Source organism: Gordonia jacobaea, from assembly GCF_001186365.1.
Lineage (GTDB): Bacteria > Actinomycetota > Actinomycetes > Mycobacteriales > Mycobacteriaceae > Gordonia > Gordonia jacobaea.
Map to the genome: position 1 here is coordinate 151831 of NZ_LDTZ01000013.1, position 18973 is coordinate 170803.

16 protein-coding genes are annotated in these 18973 nt (G+C 64.2%); 13 read left to right on the top strand and 3 right to left on the bottom strand.

The window, feature by feature from the left end; all coding sequences use genetic code 11:
• The first annotated feature begins 94 nt into the window (after positions 1-94).
• Genes rbfA through ABW18_RS00790 form a run of 3 tightly spaced genes read left to right on the top strand, consistent with a single transcriptional unit; the run spans position 95 to position 2891 of the window.
• Positions 95-553, top strand: coding sequence for a 30S ribosome-binding factor RbfA (rbfA, locus tag ABW18_RS00780; RefSeq protein ID WP_049697468.1), 459 nt, complete (start codon positions 95-97; stop codon positions 551-553).
• Positions 550-1509, top strand: coding sequence for a DHH family phosphoesterase (locus ABW18_RS00785; RefSeq protein ID WP_049697125.1), 960 nt, complete (start codon positions 550-552; stop codon positions 1507-1509). Before rbfA ends, ABW18_RS00785 begins: the two co-directional genes overlap by 4 nt.
• Positions 1510-1568: 59 nt before the next feature.
• Positions 1569-2891, top strand: a complete 1323-nt coding sequence (locus ABW18_RS00790; protein WP_414651947.1) for an MATE family efflux transporter — start codon at positions 1569-1571, stop codon at positions 2889-2891.
• Positions 2892-2942: 51 nt separating this feature from the next.
• On the opposite strand, the gene ABW18_RS00795 is transcribed toward ABW18_RS00790, so the two are convergent.
• Entirely contained in the window at positions 2943-6443 is a 3501-nt protein-coding gene (locus ABW18_RS00795; protein ID WP_049697127.1) for an Ig-like domain-containing protein, read from the bottom strand.
• Between the two features lie 175 nt (positions 6444-6618).
• On the opposite strand from ABW18_RS00795, the gene ABW18_RS22655 reads away from it, so the two are divergent.
• Positions 6619-6891 carry a hypothetical protein gene (locus ABW18_RS22655; protein ID WP_152929970.1) on the top strand — a complete coding sequence of 91 codons (273 nt, stop codon included), beginning with the start codon at positions 6619-6621 and terminating at the stop codon, positions 6889-6891.
• 352 nt (positions 6892-7243) lie between these two features.
• Here ABW18_RS22655 and ABW18_RS00805 read toward each other — a convergent pair whose 3' ends face one another.
• A complete protein-coding gene (locus tag ABW18_RS00805; protein ID WP_235434253.1) occupies positions 7244-7735 on the bottom strand; it encodes a hypothetical protein in 492 nt (163 codons plus the stop codon).
• 346 nt (positions 7736-8081) lie between these two features.
• On the opposite strand from ABW18_RS00805, the gene ABW18_RS00810 reads away from it, so the two are divergent.
• The 3 genes from ABW18_RS00810 to truB are packed head-to-tail and all read left to right on the top strand — an operon-like array spanning position 8082 to position 10622.
• Positions 8082-9068, top strand: coding sequence for a metallophosphoesterase family protein (locus ABW18_RS00810; RefSeq protein WP_049697130.1), 987 nt, complete (start codon positions 8082-8084; stop codon positions 9066-9068).
• Positions 9065-9721, top strand: coding sequence for a 4'-phosphopantetheinyl transferase family protein (locus tag ABW18_RS00815; protein WP_049697131.1), 657 nt, complete (start codon positions 9065-9067; stop codon positions 9719-9721). The genes ABW18_RS00810 and ABW18_RS00815 overlap by 4 nt, the downstream gene beginning before the upstream one ends.
• A gap of 1 nt (position 9722) precedes the next feature.
• Positions 9723-10622 carry a tRNA pseudouridine(55) synthase TruB gene (truB, locus tag ABW18_RS00820; RefSeq protein ID WP_049697132.1) on the top strand — a complete coding sequence of 300 codons (900 nt, stop codon included), beginning with the start codon at positions 9723-9725 and terminating at the stop codon, positions 10620-10622.
• Positions 10623-10661: 39 nt separating this feature from the next.
• Here the strand turns inward: truB and ABW18_RS00825 are convergent, their stop codons facing one another.
• Positions 10662-11366, bottom strand: a complete 705-nt coding sequence (locus ABW18_RS00825; RefSeq protein ID WP_005204465.1) for a metal-dependent transcriptional regulator — start codon at positions 11364-11366, stop codon at positions 10662-10664.
• Between the two features lie 205 nt (positions 11367-11571).
• Here ABW18_RS00825 and ABW18_RS00830 point away from each other — a divergent pair, with 205 nt between their 5' ends.
• The 6 genes from ABW18_RS00830 to ABW18_RS00855 all read left to right on the top strand — a co-directional run bounded on the left by ABW18_RS00830 (position 11572) and on the right by ABW18_RS00855 (position 18944).
• On the top strand, positions 11572-12546 hold the full coding sequence (locus tag ABW18_RS00830) for a bifunctional riboflavin kinase/FAD synthetase (RefSeq protein ID WP_039855079.1): 975 nt from the start codon (positions 11572-11574) through the stop codon (positions 12544-12546).
• Between the two features lie 167 nt (positions 12547-12713).
• On the top strand, positions 12714-12983 hold the full coding sequence (gene rpsO, locus ABW18_RS00835) for a 30S ribosomal protein S15 (RefSeq protein ID WP_005204469.1): 270 nt from the start codon (positions 12714-12716) through the stop codon (positions 12981-12983).
• A gap of 479 nt (positions 12984-13462) precedes the next feature.
• On the top strand, positions 13463-15751 hold the full coding sequence (locus tag ABW18_RS00840; protein WP_049697133.1) for a polyribonucleotide nucleotidyltransferase: 2289 nt from the start codon (positions 13463-13465) through the stop codon (positions 15749-15751).
• A gap of 131 nt (positions 15752-15882) precedes the next feature.
• The gene (locus tag ABW18_RS00845) at positions 15883-17385 is read left to right on the top strand and encodes a putative nucleotidyltransferase substrate binding domain-containing protein (protein ID WP_049697469.1); all 1503 of its coding nucleotides are present in this window, start codon (positions 15883-15885) and stop codon (positions 17383-17385) included.
• A gap of 28 nt (positions 17386-17413) precedes the next feature.
• A complete protein-coding gene (locus tag ABW18_RS00850) occupies positions 17414-18175 on the top strand; it encodes an NRDE family protein (protein ID WP_049697134.1) in 762 nt (253 codons plus the stop codon).
• A 94-nt stretch (positions 18176-18269) separates the two neighbouring features.
• The gene (locus ABW18_RS00855; protein WP_152929971.1) at positions 18270-18944 is read left to right on the top strand and encodes a GAP family protein; all 675 of its coding nucleotides are present in this window, start codon (positions 18270-18272) and stop codon (positions 18942-18944) included.
• Positions 18945-18973 lie beyond the last annotated feature (29 nt).

Here is an 18973-nt window from a genome sequence, read left to right on the forward strand (position 1 = left end):
CCCCGGAAGGGGAGTACGTTCCTCATTCACAGTGCGTGGTTCGATTCTCAGTGGTTCGATTCTCGCTGGTTCGATTCTGGAGGAAGGACATCCCATGGCTGACCCGGCACGGGCACAGCGAATGGCCAAGCGGATCTCGTCGATCGTGGCGTCGTCGATCGCCCACGACATCAAGGACCCGCGGCTGGCCCACGTCACGATCACCGATGCCAAGGTGACCAACGACCTGCACGACGCGACGGTCTTCTACACCGTCATGGGCGAATCGATCGACGCCGAACCCGACTACGAGGCCGCTGCCGCGGGACTCGCCAAGGCGACCGGGATTCTCCGCTCGAAGGTCGGCGCCGGAACAGGCGTGCGCTTCACCCCGACATTGAGTTTTGTCCTCGACACCGTTCCCGACGCCGCGCGGCACATGGAAGAACTCGTGGCACGCGCACGTGCCAACGACGAACTCGTCGCGCGTCAGGCGAAGGAAGCGCAACCCGCCGGTGACGCGGATCCGTATCGAAGCAAGGACGAAGACAGCGAGGACGGTTCACGCGGGTGACCACTGCCTCCACTGCGGCGATCGCAGATGCCCTCGGTGGGGCATCGGCGGTGACGATTCTCTGCCATGTGCGACCCGACGCAGACACCATCGGTAGTGGACTCGCGCTGGGGCTCGCGTTGAAGACACGCGGCCTCGATGTCGAGGTGTCCTATCCCGGTCCCGAGAGCCTGCCCGTTGCGCTGCGCGACCTGCCCGGGGCGCGGGATCTACTCGTCGAACCCGATGCACTCAAGGGTCACGACGTGACGGTGTCGGTCGACGCCGCCGGACCTGATCGGCTCGGCGAACTGGCCGCGGTCTTCGAGCGTGCGGTCACATCGGTCGTCGTCGATCATCACATGTCCAACGGGGGTTTCGGCGACCTCGACTTCGTCGACCCCGACGCCGACTGCACCGCGGTGCTCGTCCTGCGACTCATCGACGAACTCGACGTTCCGCTGAACGCCGACATCGCGACGTGCCTGTACGCGGGTCTCGCGACAGATACGGGATCGTTCAAATGGGCGCGCCCCGACTCGTTTCGGGTCGCGGCGCGACTGCTCGACAGCGGAGTCGACGGTCGACGGTGGAGTCGGGCGCTATTCGACACCCACCCCTTCTCGTGGCTGTCCATGGTGGCCGGGGTGTTGGCTTCGGCGACGTTCGTCCCGGAAGCAGCCGACGGTGCGGGACTCGTCTACTCCGTCGTCGATCACGACGCGATGGTCGGCATGAGCTGGGAAGAGTCCGAGAGCATCATCGATATCGTGCGAACCACGGCAGGCGCCGAGATCGCGGCGGTGTTCAAGGAGATCGAACCGACGAGTTGGACGGTCTCGTTGCGGTCGAAGGCCTCGGTCGATCTGGTTCCGATCGCACGCGCACTCGGCGGCGGTGGACATCGACACGCCTCCGGGTACAGCGATACCGGGAGCGCGTCTGAGGTCGTCGATCGGCTGGTGGGGTTGCTCTGACCGAGCCCGACCGACAGGCCGACTCCGAGGCGAGCGCCCCGGACACGGGGATACGCCGCATCGCCGTGTTGTCGGTGTCGGCGCTTGCGGTGCTGACCGCGCCGCCGCTGTATCTACTCCTCGACCTCGCCGTCGTGGGACGCCTCGGCGGCGACGAACTGGCTGCGCTCGGCGTCGGCGCTCTGGTGCTCTCCGTGATCAGCACCCAGCTCACCTTTCTCTCATACGGGACAACCGCGCGATCCGCTCGACGCTTCGGCGCGGGTGATCGCGCGGGTGCGGTGGGAGAGGGCGTGCAGGCGACGTGGCTCGCGCTCGGCGTCGGTGCGGTGATTGTCGCCGTGATCTATCCGCTCGCGCCGTGGGTGATGCGACTCATGGTCGGCTCGTCGGGTCCGGATGCGAGTCACGTTGCGGCGGAAGCGACGTCGTGGTTGCGAATCGCGTGCTTCGGCGTGCCGCTCATTCTTGTGTCGATGGCGGGCAACGGCTGGATGCGTGGCGTCCAGGAGACCCGTCGACCGGTCGTGTACGTCGTGATCGGATTGTCGATCGGGGCGGTTCTGCTGGTTGGGCTGGTGCACGGGCTGTGGTTCTTCCCGCGGCTCGGCTTGCAGGGAAGCGCAGTTGCCAACGTCGTCGGACAGTCGATCACCGGTCTGCTGTTCGCGGTGCGACTCCTCCGTGAGGTACTTCCCGACGGTGGGCGTCGCGCGCTACGTCCTCGATGGGCCGTGATCAAGGCGCAACTCGTGATGGCGCGCGACCTCGTTGCGCGCAGCCTCTCGTTCCAGGTGTGCTTCCTCTCGGCGGCTGCTGTTGCCGCCCGCTTCGGGGTGGCCGCTGTCGCTGCTCATCAGTTGACACTTCAACTGTGGGAGTTCATGTCGCTGTTCCTCGACTCGGTGGCCATCGCGGCTCAGGCGTTGGTCGGTGCCGCGCTCGGGGCGGGTGCGGTCACGGCGGCGCAGAACGTCGCCCGCCGGGTGACCGTCGTCTCGGTGGTGGCTGCGTCGACAATGGCGGCGGTCTTCGCCCTCGGCGCCGGCGTGCTGCCGAGGCTGTTCACCAGCGATGCCCGTGTGCTTGACGCCATCGGTACGCCCTGGTGGTTCTTTGTCGCCATGCTGCCGATCGCGGGTGTCGTGTTCGCGCTCGACGGCGTGCTCCTGGGCAGCGGCGACGCCGCTTACCTGAGGACTGCGACGTTGGTGGCAGCGCTCGTCGGGTTCTTACCGCTGATCTGGCTGTCGCTGGCGTTCGACTGGGGGTTGGCCGGCATCTGGACGGGCCTCGTGGTGTTCATGGTGATTCGCATGCTGACCGTCGTGTGGCGGATTCGGTCGGGCCGGTGGCAGCGGGTCGGGCACGAGCGCGGATAGCCGACGGCACCACTGCCTGCCTGGAAACGCGTAACTGGCATCCTGCGAGGGTCAGCGGCGCCCGGGTACAAAGTGACCTAATTCATCGTATCTATCGTCGACCCAGTTGAAGAAATCCTGTGACTTATTTCCGAAATCACTGGCGCGGTCAGATAAATAGTGACTCGCATCCGAGAAACCTTGGTCGACCCGAGACTTCACTTGCGCGATGGCTTGATTTCCAGAGCTCCGAACCGCGGCTCTGAAATCCGGGTCCTGAAACATATCTACAGCGTCGTTAAATCCCGTACTGAAATCATTCAGTCCGGTCTTGATGTTTTCCGAATTGCGTGCGTAGAACAGACCGAAGTCCATTGACACTCCCACCACACTTCCCGCTGAGAATCCGACGGCGGCACCCGCGAGGCAACCCGCACCTGCGACATAGAATGTCGCTGCTGCCCCAATTGCGCATCCGGTCGCCGCTCCGATGACTGGTGCGGATGCCGCTAACAGATCGAAGGACGCGTCAATTCGTTCTTGGTCGGTTTTGGCATTGATGAGGTCATCCGTTGCTTGCACGATTGAGTACGCCATCAGCGCATTTCCGCCGACCTTGCCGACAAACCCCACAGATTTGACGCCCTTTGAGCCCACGGCGAGATTCTTAAGTGTGGATGCTCGCGCGCTTCTCTCTGCCAGTTCACGTTGGGTGAAGACTTTGTTGAAGTATTGCTGCACTCGCACTGAGCTCTCTGTGTGGAGCATGCGTTCGAGCTCGGTGAGGGTGAAGAAGCGAGTGTCTGCGAGACTCATCTCCAACTGTCGGGCCACGGAAGCGCGGCGCGGCAACTCGTCGAAGGCGTAGTCGCTGAGTAGTGATGTTTCCAATGCCGTAAGACCATACAGTCTGCCGACCTTGGCTCGCTGTGAGTATTTATGGAGTGCTTCTGGAAGGTCATGGAATGCCGCCACGCCGTCGTATCCGAGTGTCGCGAGCGTAAGGAAGTTACGCGCGCGCTCTACTATCGTTAATTCGCCATGTGCATCCACAAGATTAGAGCTGGCGTTTCTGAGTAGCTCCATGTACTCGTCGACTGATTCGGACGGTATAACGACTCGGTTATGCGTATTGCTGGGCAACCACGGGAAGAAGGTGCTGTCAAAGTTGCCAACGAAGATCGACTCACTGTGAGTGCTACCTGAGGCCCACCCGTCTGAGACCGTGACATCGATCGTGTCACGGTAGTAGGGGTTGGTAGTAGGACGCGGAACATATTGCAACTGACCGGTACTCAGAAGAATGACGTTACCGCCATTGCGGGTTCGTGCAGCGATGTCGAGTGGATCGCCGTCTTGATCGGCCGTTACAACATCGAAGATGTATGGCGACTCAGTGGTGTTGATCCACACCTCGGGCGCATAGTTGTGGAACTGGACGTGGCCTGCGATGGTGACAACTTGAGCGTCGCCGCCGTCATCGGTCAGCGTGAAACTCAATGGAACGTCATATGCCCCACGGTGTGCGCGAGTGAGGTCGGGAAGCAGCTCGAATGTGGCAGTTGCATCCTTCGCCAATCCGAGGATGCCTGGTGCGTTACTCGAATTAGGATCGGCAGGAACGAAGTTTGACATCCTCCAACCGGTCATCTGGTTGTGGGTTACGCTGTCCCACTGTGTGTCTGGTGAATTGAGTAGCGCGCTGGCGGAATTGCTCCAGTCGATGTAGCCACCGTCAGGATCGACAGCGCTGACCGAGAACGCGGTATCGCTGAGTTTTTTTACGGTGATGACGAGCTTCTGGTTGATTCGTGTGAACGCGTAATCGAGCACGACAGTTTCCGTGGTGGTGCCGCCGCGTCCGTCTGAAGCAAGCACTGTGAAGGCGTCAGAGGCGTGTCCTTGACGGAGCATCGCGGCCGTCGGTGTGTAGGTAAACGTACCGTCGCTGTGTGAGACAACGCTTCCCAGCGGCGGAGACATCACACTGAGCGTGACAGGGTCGCCGTCGGGGTCCGTGGTCTGCGCGTGAACCAGACTGACACCTGTCGTGGGTGATGGGGTCTGTGTAATCGTCAGTACGGGTGCGTGATTCGCCGCTTCAGGGGGAGTTTCGCTGTTCTGTCGCTTCGGTATCGCGGGGACGTTGCTGACCGGTAATGACTGGGGCACGGACGAATTGATCGAGGTGATCGATCCGAAGTACACCGGGTTGCCGCTGGCATCGCGTGGTGCCTGTACCGACAGGATATTGACACGTGCATCTTTGGTCGCGCTGAACGTCGACGACTCTCCTCGGCGGATCACCACGAAATCAACGATCTCGATGCCTGACAGTCTAGAAACAGCTATCTCGTCTGAGCCGCCGTTGTACACGGTCACTCGTCGATTGGCGTCGACGGAGTAACTGATACCCGCGACTTGCGGGTCGGTGTACGACGGCGTCGTAGGTGTGGTCGCGGAAACCGGGTCGCTGGGATCGACGAAGCGATTGGCCGGGTCGAGACTTGCGTAGTCCGTGCCTTTTCGCGGAAGGGTGATGGTGCCGTCGGCGACCGATACGGACGAGTAGACCCCGGTGATCGGCGACATGCTGAGGTAGCCGAACACCTGTGGCTGTCCACTCACCCGGGGTTTTTGAAGTAGGTACATCGATGTGCCGAGAAGCGCACTCGCTTGCGCGGGGATGGTGAAAGACTCGCCGGCGCCGATGACTGACAATCCAAGGCCTGATCCTGCGCTGAGTATCGCGACCTCCGTCGAGCTCTCATTATGCAGCGTGACCGCGTCTGAGCCATCCGCAGCAACGCTGTAGGTGAGCCCCACCGGGTACGACACTCCTGGACTGGTTTTAGTTGACCAGTCCTGGTCTTTGGGGTCGACGAATCGATTCGCGACATCGGGATCTGGGGTGGGAAGATTCCGATTCTCGTATCGTGGCAACTCGGTCGTGCGTCCCACCGAGTCGACAGTCTCGGCTGTGACCACGTTGATGGCAGGTGTGCCCGGACCGACGCTGATCGAGCTCGCTCGTACTGTTCCGAATACATGCGCTTCCCCGCCATTCCGAGCAGTTTGGAGAAGATATGCATTTGTGCCGGCAGTAGTTGTCGATTCTTTGCCCGCGGTGTACGTGGTTCCTGCGTTCACCACCACCAATTCCAGGTCGGATAGACCGGGCACGCCTACGATTGCGATGTCGGCGCCGCTGTCGTTGTGGAGTGTGAAGACGCCGGAGCCGTCGGTCGGAATGCTGTAGGTGACGCCCGCAGGTGCGCTGTCGGTGACGGCATGCCCTTGATCCCAATCGGCATCCGCCGGATCCAGAAACCTATTCCCTGGGTCGGCGCCGACGGCTGCTAGAGCGACTGTCGGGACAGCGGAGCCGTCGATCTCCTCGGTTCGTCGCGCGCTTCCGGCCGCAGCGGTGGTTTGCGTCCCGATCAGGAGCCCGGTGTTGACCGGTGAAGCGGGCGTGGAGTTGGCGTACTGAGTAGCGGGCGCCTCGGCCACGACGGCTGGCTTACTGGAAATGGCCTGCAGCGTTTCGGTTTCTGAGGGCGTCAGCCACATACCGGTGTCCTCCGGTGTCGAATCGACTGGAGCTTCGTCAGGTGCCGATGCGGCAGGAGTTGGCGAGTGGCTATCCGGAGCGGCGGCCGAAGTAGGCGTCGCAACGCTCGGTTCGGTTCGAGTGATTGACGGTGCAGTGACGGACTGCGCGGGTACCGAAACAGGTGCGCTCGGCGTGGCTGCGGTCGACGTCGGGACCGGTGGTACTGGCACTTGGTTTGCGGCCGACGTCGGCGCCGATGTCGACACCGCCGGGGGAGGTGATGCGGGTGTGGACGTCGACCCGGTGGCCACCTCGCTCGGAACAGTCACTGCGGCAGGCGGTTCGGAGTGTCCAGGGCTCAGCGTGGCAGGTGCGCTCGAACCGGGATCGTTGCTGGTGGTCGAGTCGGTGGTAGTGGCCTCCTGCGTCGGCGGAGCCGAGTCGGGGCCACCGCTGTCTGGCTGACTCATTGGAGTGGTGTCGGCAGCGGCAATGGCGGGTCCGCCTGCCGCGAGAACTCCAGCCGCAAATACCACTGACCCAGCAAGACGACGAGCCCGACGGACATTCTTGATTGAATGCTTCGACATCTGCGGCCGCTCCTTATCGATTATGAAATCGAGTCAGAAGTAGCACGGATCGAAAAGGCGCGATCTGTCAGAAGCCGCTGGCTATTGGAAATCATCCGTTCGGATCACAGCAGATTCCCAGAATTGGACTGAATCTAACGTGAGTCCCAACTTTGAGTCGGTTTCCTTACGCCTGCCAAACGGCCGGCTCGTGCAGAAGATTCAGTGCGTCGGTGCGCGGCGACCACTCAGTAGCCGGGATGTGGATACGCAGGTACCGGTCTGCTCTGAGTGCGTCCGCGTCGGATGGCGAGGCCGATTCCGTCGCACGCCCACACACTGAGGATGCCGAGCACACAAAAGCCTATGAATACGACGCCGTCGAGAAGCGACGCAGTTATGTACGACTTCGGATAGTGGATTGCCTGCTCGATCCATCCCCCCGCCGCGCTGAGCGCGAGCGCCGGGATGATGCCGATCAACGCGAATGCAGTTTTTCTGCGTGCGAGTGACCACCCCGCCACGACGCCAAGAATGACGAGTCCGTTATTGGCGCTGTACCACCATTCGAATTCGGCGTAGGTCCAGCCCGAGTAGAGGCGTGGGCCCGAGATAGCCCACAGTGCGTCGAGTACACGTTGCAATCCCAGGAGCACCAAGGCAGCGCCGGGACCGAGGATTCGTTGCGGAGTGGACCGGGCCCACACGGCGAGGACGCCCACGTATAACAGGGCTGCCAACGTCCAGACGCTGAATCTCCACCAATCGTGCAACCCGAACTCGCTCAGAGCGATTTGGAGCGCGCAGCTCACAACAAAGAAGAATCCGCCGATCGCTGCGCTGACCAGGGCTTGTGCCCACCAGGGGCCGCGGTCGCCGAGAGGTGTGCGGGCTCGGCGGCGTGGTGGGTACATCGGGTACGGGGGCTGGTACGAAGGCCCAGGTGGTTGTGCACTAGGCGGCTGGGGTTGGCTCGGATACACGTGCGCATCCTGACACAAGGTGGAACGCAACATCGAGTGGGTCACCGGTGATTCATTCGGTTGAAAACAGTGGCGCCGCGGCCATCTGGCACGATGGATCCTCGTGGCTACACTCTGGGCGATCAGCGATCTTCACGTCGCGCACCGCGGCAACGAGAGCATCGTCGACCAGATTCGACCGTCGGCTCCCGACGATTGGCTGATCGTCGCCGGCGACGTGTCCGAACGCACCGACGACATCATCGACACCCTGCGTCGACTCAAGGCTCGATTCGACACGGTGATCTGGGTGCCGGGCAATCATGAGCTCTACACCACCGCCAAGGACCCGCTGCAGATCTTCGGTGTCGCGCGCTACGACTACCTCGTCCAGGCGTGCCGCGACATCGGGGTGGTCACGCCGGAAGACATCTACCCGCTGTTCGACGCGGGCGATGGCAGCGAACCCGTCCGTGTCGTGCCGATGTTTCTGCTCTACGACTACACGTTCCGCCCGGAGGGCACCTCGACGGCGCTGCAGGCGCTCGCTGTCGCACGGGAACGCAACGTGGTGGCGACAGACGAGTTTTTGCTGTCCGCCGAGCCGTACCCGACCCGGGACGCATGGGGGAGGGCCCGCATCGAGTCGACACGCAAGCGTCTCGAGGCACTCGACCCGGCAGAGAAGACCATCCTGATCAATCACTGGCCGCTGCGTCGCGAACCGACCGACGCGCTGTTCTACCCCGAATTCGCACTGTGGTGCGGCAGTGAACTCACCGCCGACTGGCACACGCGGTTCAACGCAGCATGCAGCGTCTACGGACATCTACACATCCCGCGCACCACCTGGTACGACGACGTGCGGTTCGAGGAGGTGTCGGTCGGATACCCGCGCGAGTGGAAGCGACGCGGCCTGCCCGAACCGCTGCTACGTCAGATCGCACCCGATCCCGGTGTGCGCGAACAGGATCTACCGGATCACGGTGCGCGCTTCAACCTGCCACCGGATTACGCCGAGCGTGCCCGCGAGTTCGCCGAACGCGTGGCACAACGTCGAGCACAGCGAAGCTCGGGTCAGACAAGCTCGGGTCAGGAGGGCGACCAGTGATCGAACGACTCCTCCCACCAGGCGTTGCGTCCGCCGAATCCTTCGGCGACCCACCGGGTCTCGAGCCGATGCCCGCCGAGGAATCGCTGATCTCGCGCGCCGTCGAGAAGCGTCGTCGTGAGTTCATCACGGCGCGTCACTGCGCCCGTCAGGCGCTCGGCCAACTCGGGATCGAGCCGACGCCGATCATGCGCGGCGACAAGGGAATGCCGTTGTGGCCGAACCAGATCGTGGGCAGCCTGACACACTGCGACGGATATCGTGCCGCCATCGTCGCGTACGCGATGGGCGTCAGGACGCTGGGGATCGACGCCGAGCCGCACGACGTGCTGCCCGACGGCGTGCTCGAGCACACCAGCATCCCTGCCGAACGTGACGTCATCGCGCAGCGGCCGTCGGGGCTGCACTGGGATCGACTTCTGTTCTGCGCCAAGGAGACAACCTACAAGGCATGGTTCCCGCTGACCCAACGATGGCTCGGCTTCGAGGATGCCCACATCACGTTCGAGCAGACCGCGGAAAATATGGGTACCTTCCGCTCCCGAATCCTGATCGACGGCTCGGTCATCGACGGGGGAACACCGATCACCGAGTTCTTCGGACGCTGGCTGGTCGACGACGGTTACATCACCACGACGATCGTGATGAGCTGACGTGGCCGACTCATCGATCGAAAACGCCGGATTGGTCATCGTCGACAAGAACGAGGGCATCACGAGTCACGATGTCGTCTCTCGCTGCCGAAAACTGTTCAACACCAGACGAGTTGGCCATGCGGGCACACTCGACCCGATGGCGACCGGAGTGCTCGTGGTCGGCGTCGAGCGGGCGACAAAACTGCTCGGATTGCTCGCACTGACCACCAAGTCGTACACCGCGACCATCCGCCTGGGCGCCGCAACCGACAGCGACGACCGTATGGGCGAGGTCATCTCGAGCGCCGACGCGTCGTCGATCACCGACGAGCAGATCGCTTCAACGGTCGCGACACTCACCGGCGACATCGAGCAGGTGCCTGCCAAGGTCAGCGCGATCAAGGTCGACGGCAGGCGCGCGCACGCGCTGGCACGGACCGGCGAGGAGTTCGAGCTCGCCGCGAGGCCGGTCACCGTCTCGCGATTCGACGTGTTGGCTCGACGCGACGAGGGGGAGTTCGTCGACCTCGACGTCGTCGTCGACTGTTCCGCAGGAACCTACATCCGCTCTCTCGCACGCGATCTCGGCGCGGCAATCGGAGTCGGGGGACACCTGACCGCGCTGCGTCGAACCGCGGTGGGGCCGTTCACATTGGAACACGCACGGACCCTCGAGCAGTTGGCTGGGCGTCCCGAGCTCAGTCTCACGATCGACGAGGCTGCCCTGATCTCCTTCCCGCACCGCGATATCGACGACGACGAGGCCGAATCCATCAGTCAGGGACGGTGGTTGACGCCGATCGGGCGCAAGGGCATCTACGTGGTTGTCGACCCGGCCGGGCAGGCCATCGCGCTGGTGCAGGAAAAGGGGCGTCGGGCGAGTTCTGTGATGGTCGTGCGGCCGGCAACGCTGCGATAGCGACGCGTGGCTTGACGCGCTCCTGACAGTGCGTCGTGTTCAGTGCTCGGCGACGAGGAAGATCGCGCGAGCGGCGATGTCGCCGAGCACGATCGGCTCGGCGCCGTCGATCGAGATCGAGATCGTGCCGGCGAACGGGCGTTTCTCGGAGACGTGGACCACGCAGTCCAACGCGACTCCGAGTTGGTCGAAGTAGCGGAGCACCTCGGGATCGGTATCGGAGATTCGTGCGATTCTGCCGCCCTCACCCGTGTCGAGATCGGCGAGTGAGAACGCCTCCGGTGCGGGTATCGAGCCGTCGACACGCGGGATGGGGTCGCCGTGCGGATCACGGTCGGGATGACCGAGTTTGGTGTCGAGGCGCGCCATGAAGCGGTCGGACATCGCGTGCTCGAGGACCTCGGCCTCGTCGTGCACCTCATCCCACCCGTAGCCGAGTTCGCGGACGAGGAATGTCTCGATCAAGCGGTGGCGTCGCACCATCAGCACCGCGGCCGCCCGACCCTCGTCGGTGAGGGTGACTGCGCCGTACCGCTCGTGTGAGACGAGGCCCTGATCGGCGAGTTTGCGGATGGCCTCCGACGCCGTCGACGCCGATACGCCCATCTTGTCGGCGAGCATCTTGGTGGTCACCTTGACCTCGGCCCACTCCTGGCTGGTCCAGATGACCTTGAGGTAGTCCTGGGTGACCGTCGACAACTCGGCCACGGACGTATCAGGACCGGCAGCACGGGTTTGAGGCATGAAACGAGCTTAGCCCCGCCTACCCACGCCGAAGCTCCGCGGCCGACCGAACCCGGCGCCATCGCGGCATGGACAACTGTCATTGGTGTGGTGGCATGCCGCGATTCACTGTGTTGACGTGCGTGATTCACGATGCGCGTTCGGATCGGCATCAGGCGGGCGCGGGTGCTGGTTCACCGGCGTCGGTCGCCGTAGGCTTGTCGGCGTGTTGCGATGGCGAGGTCTGGACGAGGTGCCCGCGGATTGGGGCAGGTGTGTGGTCACCATCGGTGTGTTCGACGGCGTCCACCGGGGGCACGCGCAGTTGATCCACGCCGCGACCTCTGCGGCGGCCGAGCGCGGCATCCCGTCGGTGTTGATGACGTTCGACCCGCACCCCGCCGAGGTTGTCCGGCCGGGAACGCATCCCCCACAGTTGACGACGCTGACTCGTCGAGCCGAGTTGGCCGAGGAGTTGGGGATCGACGTGTTCTGCGTGATGCCGTTCACCCCCGAGTTGGCGTCGCGTTCTCCGAAAGACTTCGCGCACAACGTTCTCGTCGAGAGCCTGCATGCCGCCGAAGTGGTGGTCGGAGCCAATTTCACCTTCGGGAAGAAGGCCGCGGGCAACGTCGAGAAGCTCACAGAGCTCGGTCAGCGTTTCGGGTTCGAGGTGCAGGCCATCTCGCTGTTCGGCGAGCACGCGGTGACCTACTCGTCGACCTACATCCGCTCGTGCGTTGCTGCGGGCGACGTCGAGCGCGCGGCAGAAGCACTCGGACGGCCGCACCGCGTCGAAGGAGTGGTGGTTCGCGGTGACGGACGTGGACGCGAATTGGGTTATCCCACAGCCAATGTCGCACCCCCGATGTACGCTGCCATTCCGGCTGACGGGGTGTACGCCGCGTGGTTCACGGTCCTCGGGCCCGGACCGGTCGTGGGCCAGGTGATTCCGGGGGAGAGCTACCAGGCGGCTGTGTCGGTGGGTACCAACCCGACGTTCTCCGGGCGTACGCGGACTGTCGAGGCATTCGTCCTCGACACCACGGCCGACCTCTACGGTCAGCACGTCGCCGTCGACTTCGTCGACAGAATCCGCGGCATGGAGAATTTCGACAGCATCGACGATCTGCTGACCGCGATGAGCGGAGACGTCGACAAGACCCGAGGCATCCTCGCCGCGACCCAGAGCGGTTCGTAGGACCACGGACGCTTTGGCGCGATTTGGGCTGGGACCTGCGGAGTTGATAGCCTGACATGTCGGTGCCGCTGCAGTCCGCGGTGGCGCACCGAACCAGCGTTGACGATCCCGGGTGGGATTGCCGCTGGTCACAGATGACGCGGGACTGAAACAACAGGAGTATCTCCATGGCATTGACTGCCGAGCAGAAGAAAGAAATCCTCACCGAGTACGGCCTGCACGAGACCGACACCGGCTCGCCCGAGGCTCAGGTCGCGCTGCTGACCAAGCGCATCACCGACCTCACCGAGCACCTCAAGGAGCACAAGCACGATCACCACAGCCGTCGTGGTCTGCTGCTGCTCGTCGGCCGTCGTCGCCGCCTGCTCAAGTACGTCGCCAAGGTCGACATCGCACGCTACCGCTCGCTGATCGAGCGCCTCGGCCTGCGTCGCTGAGCGACCCTGGTTTCCGTCGCTGAGCGACACGCGAACTCACGAACCGGTCATCTCCCACGTGGAGGTGGCCGGTTCGTTGTTTTTCGGTGTCGTCGTTTCCTGGTCTCAGGGGCCGCGATGATAGGCTGACAAGCGGAACGTTGCAGATTTGTGTGCTCACACACATGTCGCAGAGTCAGATCGGTCCTCGGTAGTGGCCGCCGGAATCGCCAGATGATTCCGACCGCTTCGATCGAAGGCCGTCTGAGCACCCACGGGTCGCACTAGGGCGGCCCTGGCATGCAGTGGCCATTTCGCGCGATGTTCTGGGCCGGTAGTGGCGCTACGCGCGCCCCGGTGCGCGAGTTCATTCGCGCAGTTCATCGGGAGCGCACGTCAGTCTGTCGCTCCTGGTCCCAATCCGCATATTCGGGTCGCTATGAGCGGCCACCACCACGGTCGCGTCGAATGCGACCGGCACGAAGGGATTCATAGCCCACATGACAGATGTCACCACCACTGAGGTCGTCGAGGAGTTCGACGACGCGATCACCGAGGCAACGGCCGTTATTGACAACGGCAGCTTCGGCACCCGCACCATCCGGTTCGAGACCGGACGTCTCGCCCTGCAGGCAGCCGGTTCGGTAACCGCCTACCTCGACGACGAGACCATGCTGCTGTCGACGACAGCGGCGTCGAAGCACCCCAAGGAGCACTTCGACTTCTTCCCCCTCACCGTCGACGTCGAAGAGCGCATGTACGCCGCGGGACGCATTCCCGGGTCGTTCTTCCGCCGTGAGGGCCGTCCGTCGACCGACGCCATCCTGACCTGCCGTCTGATCGACCGTCCGCTTCGTCCGTCGTTCGTCGACGGCCTGCGCAACGAGATCCAGGTTGTCGTCACCGTCCTGAGCCTCGACCCCAAGGATCTCTACGACGTCGTCGCGATCAACGCGGCATCGGCGTCGACCCAGCTCGCGGGCCTGCCGTTCTCCGGCCCCGTCGGTGGCGTGCGTGTCGCGCTCATCCCGACCGAGGAGAACAAGGCCGGCCAGTGGGTGGCGTTCCCGACCGTCGAGCAGCTCGAAGGTGCAGTCTTCGACATGGTCGTCGCCGGCCGCATCGTCGGAGAAGGCGATGACGCCGACGTCGCGATCATGATGGTCGAGGCCGAGGCAACCGACAACGTCATCGACATCGTCGCAGGCGGCGCGCAGGCACCGACCGAGGCCATCGTCGCCGAGGGCCTCGAGGCTGCCAAGCCGTTCATCGCTCGTCTCTGCGAGGCACAGAAGTCGCTCGCCGCGGCTGCTGCCAAGGAGACCGCTGAGTTCCCGCTCTTCCCGGCCTACGAGTCCGACGTCTACGACGCCGTCTCGGCTGCTGCCACCGAGCGTCTCTCGCAGATCCTCACCATCCCGGGCAAGCAGGAGCGCGACGAGAAGACCGACGAGCTCAAGGCCGACATCCTCGCCTCGCTCGGCGAGCAGTTCGAGGGTCGTGAAAAGGAGATCGGCGCGGCATACCGCTCGGTCACCAAGAAGCTCGTGCGTCAGCGCATCCTGACCGACCACTTCCGTATCGACGGTCGCGGCATCACCGATATCCGGTCGCTCTCGGCCGAGGTCGCCGTGATCCCGCGCGCCCACGGTTCGGCACTGTTCGAGCGCGGCGAGACCCAGATCCTCGGTGTCACCACGCTTGACATGGTCAAGATGGCGCAGCAGATCGACTCGCTCGGACCCGAGACGTCGAAGCGCTACATGCACCACTACAACTTCCCGCCGTACTCGACCGGTGAGACCGGTCGCGTCGGATCGCCCAAGCGTCGCGAGATCGGCCACGGCGCGCTCGCCGAGCGTGCCCTCGTGCCGGTGATCCCGAGCGTCGAGGACTTCCCGTACGCGATCCGTCAGGTCTCGGAAGCGTTGAGCTCCAACGGTTCCACCTCGATGGGTTCGGTCTGTGCGTCGACCATGTCGCTGCTCAATGCCGGTGTGCCGCTGCGCGCTCCGGTCGCGGGCATCGCGATGGGCCTCGTGTCCGACACCGTTGACGGCGAGACCCGCTACGTCGCGCTCACCGACATCCTCGGTGCCGAAGATGCCTTCGGCGACATGGACTTCAAGGTCGCGGGCACCAAGGACTTCGTCACGGCGCTGCAGCTCGACACCAAGCTCGACGGCATTCCGTCGAAGGTGCTGGCCGGCGCATTGAGCCAGGCCAAGGACGCGCGTCTGACCATCCTGGACGTCATGGCCGAGGCCATCGACGAGCCCGACGAGATGAGCCCGTACGCCCCGCGGATCACCACCATCAAGATCCCGATGGACAAGATCGGCGAGCTGATCGGCCCCAAGGGCAAGACGATCAACGGCATCACCGAGGACACCGGTGCCAACATCTCGATCGAGGACGACGGCACCGTGTTCATCGGTGCTGCCGACGGCGTCTCGGCGCAGGCCGCGATCGACAAGGTCAACGCCATCGCCAACCCGCAGCTGCCCAAGGTGGGCGAGCGCTTCCTGGGCACCGTGGTGAAGACCACCGCCTTCGGCGCGTTCGTGTCGCTGCTGCCGGGCCGCGACGGTCTGGTGCACATCAGCAAGCTCGGTAAGGGCAAGCGCATCAACAAGGTTGAGGATGTCGTCAAGGTCGGCGACAAGCTTCAGGTCGAGATCGCCGACATCGACGAGCGCGGCAAGATCAGCCTCGTCCCCGTCGACGACAGCGACAAGTCCGGCAGCGATGCGGAGAAGTCCGACGACAAGGCTTCGGCAGACGCCTGATCTGCTGACGCCGCGGCGCTCGCCGCGAGAACTCGACGGCCCGTCGTCCACAATGGAGTGGACGGCGGGCCGCCGTCGTCGGTGTGGACACGTTCGTATGTTCGCGAGGAATTCGGTGAGGGGGAGTGACGATGGCGGAGGATGAGCGTGGTGGTGAGGCCGGCGGGGTCGGCGCCTTCGCAGACAAACTCACCGTCGCGCACCGGCGTGAGCCTGCCGGATCGGTCGACCACACCGTCGAGAGCCTCATCCGCTCCGCCCCGGTTGTCGGCACGGCCGACATGTCGGTGCGGGAGGCGGCCCAACTGATGACCGAGCGCAATCGCGACCACGTGCTGATCCCGTTGCGCGACGGCGGTTTCGGAGTGCTCACGGACGCGATCATCCGTGAGCGAGTGGTCGCGGCGGGCGCGTCGCTCGATACCCCGGTGACAGAGCTGACGCAGCGACGCGCAACCGTGGTCGCGCCGCACGTCGCAGCCACCGATGCGCTCACCACCATTCTCGAAAACGACCTGACGGCACTGCCCGTCGTCGACGCGGGGGGAGTGGTGCGCGGAGTCGTCGCACCGTCGGACTTCGTGGCAGCACCCGGAGGGCCGAGTGTTGCTCTGCGCGAGCAGATCTCACGCGCGCGCGACGTCGTCGAATTGCAGGAGCGTGCGTCGCGGGTGCCGTACCTGATCGCTGATCTGGTCCGCCGCGAGCAACCCGCACACTCGGTCACCACTATGGCTTCTCTTGTCGTCGATGCTGTGGTCCGTCGTGCGCTCGAACTCGTCCTCGCCTCACATCCGGAGCTGGACCCGACCAAGCTGACGTGGATGTCGTTGGGCAGCAACGCTCGTCGGGAGACAGTGTTGAGTTCCGACATCGACTCGGCCGCCTCGTTCTCCGACGACGTCAGCGACGAGCAGGTGCAGGCCTATCGAGTGGCTTTCGGCGAGGTCGACACCGTGCTCCGCGGAGCGGGTATGGCCGTCGACGACAACGGCGCGATTGCCTCGATGCCGTTGTTCTCGCGCACTCACGCGAAATGGCGCGCGGCAGCGGAACGGTGGCTCGCCGAGCCGTTGGAGAACAAGGGCATGATCCTCACGTCGTTGTTGATCGACGCCCGTCCCATCTGGGGCGATGAAGGACTCCCCGCGGTCGGCGAGGTGTTCGCCGACCTTCGACGCCATCGCGGAACGCTGAACCTCCTGCTGTCGGAAGCTCTTGCCACCAGAGCGAAGATGCGGTCGATGCGCGATGTGCTGACTCGTCGAGGCGACGACTTCGACATCAAGGAACATGCGATCGGTCCCCTGGTGAACTTCGCCCGCTGGGCGGCGTTGTCGGTGGGGTCGACGCAACTCGACACCCGAGGTCGGTTACGCGCCGCGTCGGGAACCGAATTATTGTCCGACGACCAGGCCGACACCCTGATCGAGGTCTTCGAGATCTTGCAACGGATACGGCTCAATTACCAAGTCGCACAGTTCGATCGGGGTGAGGACGTGAGCGACGTGCTGGACATGAAGCGATTGTCGCCGCTCGATCGAAGCATGGTCGCGCAGGCCGTACGCGAGATCGCCGGGGTGCAGCGTCGGGCCGCCAACCGCGCGCACTATCTGCCGGTAGGTTCGACGTAATGAATTCTGTGACAAGGGGTCGCGCGCGGTGTGTCTGATTCTGTTCGCCGTCGACGCCGACCCGAGATACGAGTTTCTCCTGGCCGCCAATCGTGACGAGATCTACTCGCGACCGACCGAGGGGATTCACCGGTGGGCCGATGCCCCGATCATCGGCGGTCGTGATCTAACGGCGGGCGGCACCTGGATGGGTGTGTCGACGACGTCGCCACGACGCATGGCGGCGGTGACGAATGTGCGCATCGGCGAGCCGAAAGTGCTGCCGGACAAACGATCACGCGGCGACCTGCCCGTCGACTTCCTCGTCGGTGAGGCCACCCCGCGGGAAGCGGCGGAGCATCTTGTGCGACACGCCGACGAATACGCGCCGGTCAACCTGCTGGTGGCCGACGGCGTCGACGTCTGGTGGGCGACGAATGCGCCCGTGCCCGAGGCGAGGGCCGTGGCGCCCGGCTGGCACGGATTGTCGAATGGCGTGCTCGACAGCGACTGGCCCAAGGTGACCGATGGTGTTCGACGGTTCCAGCACGTCGCGGCCGAGCCGGGCGCGCTGCCGGACGACTACCTTGCGATGCTCGACGATCGGCGCCTGGCCGACCCTGCGCGACTGCCGGACACGGGCATCGACCCCGAGCGTGAACACGAGCTCTCAGCGATGTTCGTCGACATGGATGGCTACGGCACCCGCGCCTCGTCGGTGCTGCGGATGGGACGCGACGGCCGTGGCGACCTGACCGAGCGTCGTTTCCACGAGGGAAAGGCCGCCGCGACCACAGTGCTGTCCTGGTGATTGCCCCGGTGACTGGTGTCTGTCAGCGACGCGGTCCATCGCGCTGCACCCCCGAGTGTCGGCATTGCAGCCGCAGTCCGGTTATGTTGCTCAGGTGATTCGCGCGGCAGTCGACGTCCTACCCATTGCACTCGGCCTACTGATGGCGTCGGCGCCACTGGTGATGGTCAGCATGGCGCTGGTGATCAGACGGTCGGTGGGGGCTGGTTGGAGCTTTCTGCTCGGCTGGATTCTCGGGCTCGCAATCGTCTGCGGGGTGGTGGTCGCTGTTGCCGACCTGGTGTCCATCGCCGGTGACACGGGGACCGTCGGCGGCGTGGTCGGCGTCGTCGTGGGCGTCATCCTCCTCGGCCTCGGCGTCTGGAAGTGGTACGGCGCGTGGCGGAACCCGAACAAGGGCGACGTGGCGTCGTGGTACGAGTCGATCGAGCGTATGCGCGGTTCAACGGTCTTCGCCTTCGGCATCGGAATGGCGGCGCTGAACCCCAAAAACCTCTTCCTCGCTGTCGCGGCCGGTGTCGCCGTCGCCGAGGCGACCGACAACATCGGAGCTCAGGTCGTCGGAATCGTCGTGTTCGTCCTCGTCGGCAGCATCGGAGTGGCCGCACCCACCGTGGCAACGCAGTTGGCGGGAGACCGCGCAGGACCGACGCTGGCGCGGGTCGACGAGGTGATCACGCGATACAACTCAGTGATCGTCGGTGCCGTGCTGATCATTCTGGGCGCCGTCGTGACGACCAACGGGATCGATGCCCTGCTCGCGTCCTGAGTTGCGGGCGCGGCTTATACGACAACCGC